The 8,446-nt window shown below is 49.6% G+C and carries 5 protein-coding genes; 3 read left to right on the top strand and 2 right to left on the bottom strand.

From position 1 onward, the window contains the following. Both ACTHSP_RS12265 and ACTHSP_RS12260 read left to right on the top strand, forming a co-directional pair. Positions 1–780, top strand: a 780-nt coding sequence (locus ACTHSP_RS12265; protein WP_440346180.1) for a transferrin-binding protein-like solute binding protein, incomplete at its 5' end; no start/stop codon positions are given. A gap of 106 nt (positions 781–886) precedes the next feature. Further along, positions 887–2,293, top strand: a complete 1,407-nt coding sequence (locus tag ACTHSP_RS12260; protein ID WP_314513955.1) for a surface lipoprotein assembly modifier — start codon at positions 887–889, stop codon at positions 2,291–2,293. A 158-nt stretch (positions 2,294–2,451) separates the two neighbouring features. On the opposite strand, the gene smc is transcribed toward ACTHSP_RS12260, so the two are convergent. Continuing rightward, positions 2,452–5,937, bottom strand: a complete 3,486-nt coding sequence (smc, locus tag ACTHSP_RS12255; protein ID WP_440346179.1) for a chromosome segregation protein SMC — start codon at positions 5,935–5,937, stop codon at positions 2,452–2,454. A 362-nt stretch (positions 5,938–6,299) separates the two neighbouring features. On the opposite strand from smc, the gene ACTHSP_RS12250 reads away from it, so the two are divergent. Next, positions 6,300–7,736, top strand: a complete 1,437-nt coding sequence (locus ACTHSP_RS12250; protein WP_314513749.1) for a transferrin-binding protein-like solute binding protein — start codon at positions 6,300–6,302, stop codon at positions 7,734–7,736. 59 nt (positions 7,737–7,795) lie between these two features. On the opposite strand, the gene ACTHSP_RS12245 is transcribed toward ACTHSP_RS12250, so the two are convergent. Next, positions 7,796–8,446: thymidylate synthase (locus ACTHSP_RS12245; RefSeq protein ID WP_440346178.1), on the bottom strand; the 651-nt coding region annotated here is incomplete at its 5' end.

Genomic DNA, 8,446 nt, shown 5'->3' with positions numbered 1-8,446 from the left:
AAACCGACCACTCCTACAACTCCGGCTAAACCGACCACTCCTACAACTCCGGCTAAACCGACCACTCCTACAACTCCGGCTAAACCGACCACTCCTACAACTCCAGCTAAACCGACTACTCCGTCTCAACCAACACCTAGCGCAGCTGTTGGCGGTAATGCAATGACTTCAACAAATGCATCCTATAACACTGCAAAATACGTTACCCCTCAAGGCAAGATGAATGCTAGTGTTACCATTGACGGTCGTAAAATTGATTTATCCAAAGCCAATGCAGCATTTCTCTTCTATAGAGAAACTGCTCCTACCGAAGACAAAATGTCTACCCGTCAAACTGTCTTGAGCGGACGTAAATACAGCCATGTTCAATTCGGTGCACAAACTGTCGGCATTATTAGCCCTACTTATCAACCAACACTTCATCATGATTCTTTTGCTATTGGTAATATTACGCCAACTAGTGGTGCAGATGCTATGCCAACTTCTGGCAAAGCATCTTATGTCGGTGATGCCATTCTGCTTCAAGGTGCAGCTTATACAACAGGCGCATCTAAATTTGATGTTGATTTCGGTCGTAAAACCATCTCAGGCATAATTGATCATCCATATGGCATTCCTGTTTCCGGTAAAATTTCCGGTTCATCCTTCAGCGGCGAGCAAGACGGTATCCGTATGAAGGGTAATTTCTTCGGTCCTAAAGCTGCAGAACTAGGTGGTGTCTTTAGTGCTGAGCATGAGAATAGTGTTTACCAAGGCTCTTTCGGCGCGAAAAAACAATAATCTGCCGCTTTCAACCGTCCGGCACCTGCCGGGCGGTTTGTTTTACCAAGATGCCGTCTGAAAGAATTTTTACCATGCTCAAACGCCCCAAAACGAAATAAAAAATATGCGCTATCCAACTTTGGCTTTAATTTTATGCGCTGCGGTACACTATGCCTCAGCAGCACCAACACCACACGATGAAATTCAGCCCGACCTAAACCATAATCAAATCCGCCAGGCTGAAAAACAAACTCTGCAAGAAGACAATCAGGTTGAGCAACAACCAATTTCCATGTCATCAGAAGAATTGCTCCAACAACCTGAAATCTTAACTGATGCAATGGATACCGCTATTGCACGCCAAAATATTGACAACATCCGTTTCCTATTGCCACTCTACCGTCGCATGACCGGACACGACGAAACCATGGCTTCCTATGCAGATGCAATTCTTTCCCGTGCAGATGGAAAGTACAAAGTAGCAGAACAGAATTTTCGGAATATCCTTGCCAATCATCCTGACTACTCTCCTGTACGCCTACAATTAGCATTAACCCTTTCACAAGACGGAAAAACGCGTGACGCAGCAAAAGAGTTACAAGAAGTCCACAAAACTCCCGACCTACCTGAACCAACACTGCAATATTTGAATGAATTTGATAAATTTTTAAAAAAAGATAAATCTTGGAATTTTGACGGTAATATTTCCTACGTTCGAGATAATAATATTGCCCGAACGCCGCGCGAACGTGTGTACGGAGGTTTTGAGTTTGAAGCGCCTCGTACAGCAAACGGTATTGCCTACGATGTTTCTGCACAAAAAAATACTCCGCTCAATGGGCATTGGGTCTGGAAAAAAAACCTGTCTGCCGGTGGCAAATTCTATTGGGATGCGCATGATTATGATGATTTAACGGTACGTGCTGAAACCGGTGCCGGCTGGCGTAATCATACTCAGGAAATCTCCTTATCGCCATTTTATGAAAAGCGCTGGTATGGTACAGAGCCCTACTCCAATACATCAGGCGGTATTTTGCGCTATTCGCGTGTGTTATCACCCAAATGGCAAGTATTCGGTGCATGGCAGTCCGGCTACCGTAAACATAAAGAAAGAAAATTCTTAAACGGCGCAAACCATATTGCCTCTATATCAGCCCTCTATTATCGTAAGAGTGGTGAATATTTCGTATTTGGCGCAGGAAAAGGATACAACAGTGCGCGTGACCGTTCTGATGCCTATAAATATAAAAATCTGCGTGCAGGCTGGACAAAAGCATGGGGCAAGTCAGGCAAGCTTGTTACTTCACTCAATACTACTGTACAGCACCGCCGCTATCAGGCAGAAGATATTTTCAATATCAAACGAAGTGACCGTGAAACCTACGTCCATTTGTCAGCGGGTCATAAAAAGTTGTCCTGGAAAGGCTTTACTCCGCGCCTGAACTGGGGTTGGACACATGTCCACAGCAATCATTTTTATTACCGTCAAAACCAGCATCGCTTGTTTATCGATATTTCTAAACAGTTTTAGAGTAGAAGTGAATAAAAAGGTCGTCTGAAAACTATACCCAAAGTTTTCAGACGACCTTTTTATTGCTTTAAGGAAAAATTAAAGTTCTCCCCATTCAGGCTCACTTAATTGTGTAACTAGCCATCAGAATTTCTTAATCGTCAGCCTTTGTTCTTACCTCAATTCGGCTCCGCCATTTCCAACGCCTGTTTGATGTCCACGGCGACGATGCGCGATACGCCTTTTTCCTGCATGGTTACGCCGACCAGCTGCTCCGCCATTTCCATGGTCAGGCGGTTGTGGGAGATGTAGAGGAACTGGGTTTGCGCCGACATTTCTTTGACCAGGTTGCAGAAACGCGAGGTATTGGCGTCGTCCAGCGGAGCGTCGACTTCATCCAGAAGGCAGAAGGGGGCGGGGTTGAGGCTGAACAGGGCGAACACGAGGCTCATGGCGGTGAGGGCTTTTTCGCCGCCGGAGAGCAGGTGGATGGTGCTGTTTTTCTTGCCGGGCGGACGCGCCATGATGGACACACCGGCGGTCAGGAGGTCGTCGCCTATCATTTTGAGGGTGGCTTCGCCGCCGCCAAACAGGGTCGGGAAGAAGGTTTGGACTTTGCCGTTGACAGCGTCGAAGGTTTCTTTGAAACGCTCTTTGGTTTTGTCGTCGATTTGGGCGATGGCTTCTTCCAAAAGTGCGATGGCTGCCTGTACGTCTTCGCTCTGGCTGCGGTAGTAGCCGTCGCGTTCGCGCGCTTCTTCGAGTTCTTGCAGGGCGGCGAGGTTGACGGCGCCGAGGGCTTCGATTTGTTGCGAGAGGCTGCCGATGCTAGTGTTCAATACTTTCGGCGATTCTTTCGCCAACGCTTCGAGTGCATCGAAATCGGCGGCGCGTTCGGTCAGGTTTTGATGGTAGCGTTTGGCGTTAATCAGGGCTTCCTGCTGTTGCAACAGAGCGGTTTGGGTCGCGGCCTGAAGCTGTGGCAACTGGGTTTGCAGGGTTTGCACTTTAGCGTATTGCTCCCTGCCCTGCTCCTGAATCTGCGCGAGTTTTTCTTGTACGACAATATATTCTTCGTCCAAGGTCTGTACGGCTTCGCTCAATTCTTCAAGCTTGATGTGCTGCTCGTCGTTTTGGAACTCGGTTTCATAGGCGAGAGCAAGCTCTTGCTGGCGTTCCTGCCAGTCGAAGGTTTGCTGTTCAAGCTGGGCAATTTGCTGTTGGTAGTTTTGTTTTTGCTGATTGAGCTTGTGAACGGCGACTTCGGCCAGTCCATATTGGCGATTGGCTTCCAACAGGGCAAGCTGCGCCTGTTTCAGACGGCCTTGCTGCTCTTGGCGGCTGTGTGTGGCAGTTTGCTGTTGGTGTTCGAGTTCGGCGGCGGCCTCTTGCAAGGTAACAATGTCGTCTGCAAGGCCGTCTGAAGTATGTTGCAACACGGTCTGCTCTTCTGCCAACTGCGCCAGTTCGCGCTCGATGTGTTCGCGGCGGATTTGCCCTTGGTTGATGCGCGCCAGAAGTTCGGCGGCACGTTGCTGCGCTTGACTGTATTGGCGCGTGTGTTGCTGTTGCTGCTGCATCAGGTTTTTGTGCTGCACTTCGGACGAGCCCACGGCGGCTTCCGCCTGTTTGAACGCGGCTTCGGCGGCGGAAAGTTCGGGGGCAAGTTTTTCCAGTTCGGACGCGATACCGTCAAGGCGCGCTTTTTGGGCAATCAGGCTTTCCTGCGCCGGTTTGGCATAGAGCAGGACGCTGACTTTATCGACCTGATGGCCTTCGGGCGTGAGCCAGATTTGGTGTGCGCCCAAATCGCTTTGATGCGCGAGGGCGTAGCTCAAATCAGGCGCGCACAATACGCCGTCGAGCCAGTGGTGCAATGCCGTCTGAAACGGAGGCTGCACTTGGATTTGGTTCAACAATGCCTGTACGGGCAGGGATTTTTTGAAGCCGCCGGAGAGGTCGTCTGAAAGCCATGCCGCCTGCCCCTGCGGCAAAGGTGTGGGGGGGACGAAGCCGTGCGGCACGGCGCGGGCATGCAGGCGTTCGGCAAGGATGACGGACAAGGCGTGCTGCCACTCGGCAGGCGCGGTAATGTGTTGCCACAGTTGCGGCGCGGCGGTGTGGTCGGTTGCCTGCCAGAAGTCGGCGGCTTCCTGCTGTTGCGACAGGATTTGCGACAACGCCTGCTGCTGCGCCTGCAAGGTAATGTGTTGCTGCTTCAGGCTTTGGAAGCGGTTTGAGGTCGTCTGAAACACCTCGCGGGCGGTGTGTAAGGCGTCTTCGGCGGCAATGATTTGTTCTTCGTAATGCTCTTGCTGGCTTTGCAACAAGGCGGCGGCTTCCTGCGCGGCGGCGGTTTCGGCCTCGTCGGGCAGGTTCAGAGCTTGGTTTTCCTGTTTCAGACGACCTTTGCGCTCTTCGTGCTTGGCAACGGTTTGTTCGGCATGGGCAAGCTGCTGCTGCTTCAACGCCAGTTCGCGGCGGATGCGGTTTGCCTCGTCCTGCTGGGTTTGGAAGGCAGCGTTGAGCGTGGCTTGGGCTTCTTCCAATTCGGGCAGACGCTCTTCATGTTCGGCAACCTGCATCGCCCATTCCGCCAGCTCGGTTTGCTTTTCTTCAACCTGCAACTCGTTTTCTTCCAGCTTGACACGGATTTGCTGCTGCTCTTGATGGATGCGTTGCAACTGCGCCTGCGCCGCCTGCTTGTCGCGTTCGATGCGTTGGTGCAGGTTTTGTTGATGGCGGATTTGTTCTTCCAAACGGGCAATCTGCTCGCGCAACACGCCACGTTTGTTGCTCAATTCATGTACCGCCTGCTGCTGCGATTGTTCGGCGGTCTGTAAGGCGTGTACTTCGTCGTTTAACGCCTGAACCTGCGCGGCGGTTTCGTCCTGCTGCGCCTGCAAAGATTGATGCTGCGCGGTCGCTTTGTCGGCGGCGGCAAGCGATTGCTGCCATTGGGCGTAATCGAGCAAATCCTGTTGCTGGTTCAGCTGTGCGGTCAGGGATTTGTAGCGTTCGGCGGTTTCGGCTTGTTTTTCCAGCTTTTCCACCTGACGCGCCAATTCGTTCTGCAAATCGCCCAAACGCTGCAAATGCTCGCGCGTGTCTTTCAGACGGCCTTCCGTCTCCTTACGGCGTTCCTTATATTTGGACACGCCCGCCGCTTCCTCGATATAGGCGCGCAATTCCTCCGGCCGCGCTTCGATGATGCGCGAAATCATCCCCTGCTCGATAACGGCATAACCGCGCGCGCCCACGCCCGTACCCAGAAACAAATCGGTAATGTCGCGGCGGCGCACGGTCTGATTGTTGATGAAATAAGTCGATTCGCCCTGACGCGTCAGCTGCCGCTTGATGCTCACCTCGGCATACTGCCCCCACGCCCCCTGCAAACTGTGGTCGCTGTTGTCAAACACCAGCTCCACCGAAGCCCTCGGCGCAGGACGGCGCGTCGCCGCACCGTTAAAAATCACGTCCTGCATACTCTCGCCGCGAAGCTGCTTCGCCGAAGCCTCGCCCAACACCCAGCGCACCGCGTCAATCACATTCGACTTGCCGCAGCCGTTCGGCCCGATAACCGCAACAAGCTGCCCCGGCACATGAATCGTGGTCGGGTCGGTAAAAGATTTGAAGCCGGAGAGTTTGATGTGGGTAAGACGCATGGCAATGTTTCGAATCGGAAAAGAAGGCGTATTTTAACGGAAATACGCTTATCCGTTGAGAGAAAAGCATCCATAAAGTCCGACTGCTTTTTTATCTTCAAAAGGCCGTCTGAAAAGTTTGTTAAAAAGAAACAGACTAGCTATAGAACTCACTAAAATATTTAAAATAAATCCATATAAAACAATTAACTAAAAAAATATCTACCTAATCACCTTCCCTTTGATTAATTTTTGTACAGAAATGCAAACAAACTGTTTATTTTTTTATGATTTATGGTTATTATCGGGCATTAAAGGTTTAAAAATCAGATAAACGATCTCTCCGACCTTTTCATCAAGCGAATAACTATACAGGGAATCTCATGTCAAACATCCAAACCAAACTTAAAACCATCGTTTTTACAGCCATCAGCGCAGCCATCTTGTCCGCATGCGGTGGTGGCGGAGGCGGCGGTTCATCTGCTTTAAGCACCGGCGCAACTCCTACCAATAATACCGGCAACTCTGCTAGTAACAATGGTAATCCTGCCAACAACAGCAATGCCAACACTCCGAAAGCGCCATCTACTACGCTTACTAACAGTGCCGACAACCTCGCCAAACTGACCGATGAAGCCCCAATCGATCCGGCCAACGTTAGCCAGCCTTTGCACACACATTTCATATCTTCCAAAGGTGCACAACAATCCAACCCTAACGTACAAATCCGCAAAGATGCCGCAGGCAAAATGTTCCAAACAGACAATCAAGACCGCAACCAAAATGGCCTGATCAGCTCTATTGACTTTAACAACAATGATGAAGTCAAAATGGACGGCGTTGTGTTATTTAATAAGACCTCTGATGGCAGCGCAACCCAACCTACATGGACAAGTTCCGCTTCTGTTATCGCCAAAGTATATTCAAAAGGCAATACTCAAACTGATGTCAGCGAACAAAAAGGCAAAGAGAAAAATACCGAATTCGCATACGGCAAATCAACTTTGGATGACAGTATTGTTGAAATTTCTAAAAAGTTAAAAGCTGAACAAGAAAAGCTTGAAAAAGAAGAAAATCCAGAAGCTGGCCCAGTTAACAATAAAAAAGTAACTGAGATCAAAGCAAAGATTGAAGAATTAAATACTTTACACGCTAAAAATCTTGAAGTTCGGGCTAAACTAGCAGAAATGAATGAAAAAGCCAGCAAGGATCTAGCTTATTTCCGTCCAGACCAAGATGGCTTAGTTTTTGACAAACAATTCGACGGTGTCTATGTCATCAATTTTGATGACGGCACCAAAATTGTGTTGCATGATCCTTCTGCGGCCGGCTGGACATATCAAACCTTCGCGCATTACGCCGACCCTAAAGGACATGTATATCAAGGCTATCAAAGCTTGGGCGATGAAACTGTCTTCACGACCCTGCCTGCTAAAGGTACAGCCACCTACAAAGGTATTTCCACTGCCTATGTGGTTACCGACAATAACAATCGTCAGTTGACTTCCAATGTCATGGCTATTGTTGATTTCGGCCTCAAAGGTGTCCGTTTTGAAACGTCAAACTCACACTTCCACACTTTGGAAAATGATAAGCGCGTATCCAAAGCAGATAAAAACTACGATTTCAAAGGTACGGCAAGCTGGAAAGACGGCAACCTCTTCTCCGGCAAAGTCAGCACGGCCGATGACAAGTTAAGCGGCAACCTGAACGGCAAATTCTACGGCCCCAATGCTGCAGAAATTGGCGGCACTTACGGCTTGAAAAACAAAGATGCGACCGAACACTTAATCGGTGGCTATGGCGCGAAACGTCAATAAACCTGCCTAAACAAAAGGCCGTCTGAAGTTTCAGACGGCCTTTTTATTTTCAACTTAGATTACACCGATACGGCTGCTTTGATATGCGGATGCGGATCGTAGCCTTCCAATTCAAAGTCTTCAAATTTAAATTCAAACAAGTCTTTGACTTCAGGGTTGATTTTCATGGTCGGCAGGTTTCGGAAATCGCGGCTTAATTGTAGCTGGGCCTGCTCGATATGGTTGCTGTACAAATGCACATCGCCAAACGTATGGATAAACTCACCTGCTTCCAGTCCGCATACTTGGGCCATCATCATGGTCAACAATGCGTAGCTGGCGATATTGAACGGTACGCCAAGGAAAATATCGGCGCTGCGTTGGTAAAGCTGGCAAGACAGTTTGCCGTTGGCAACGTAAAACTGAAACAGCGCGTGGCAAGGCGGCAAGGCCATTTCGTCGACCAAAGCCGGATTCCATGCCGATACAATCAGACGACGCGAGTCGGGATTTTTCTTGATTTGTTCCACCACATTGGCAATTTGGTCGATATGGCGGCCATCGGGTGCAGGCCAACTGCGCCATTGGTAGCCGTAAACCGGGCCTAAATCGCCGTTTTCATCCGCCCATTCGTCCCAAATGGAAACGTTGTTGTCTTTCAGGTATTTGATGTTGGTATCGCCTTTGAGAAACCAAAGCAGCTCATGAATAATCGAGCGCAGATGCAGTTT

The sequence above is a fragment of the Neisseria sp. P0001.S005 genome (genome assembly GCF_051963715.1).
This window is presented reverse-complemented; position numbering and strand designations above follow the sequence as displayed.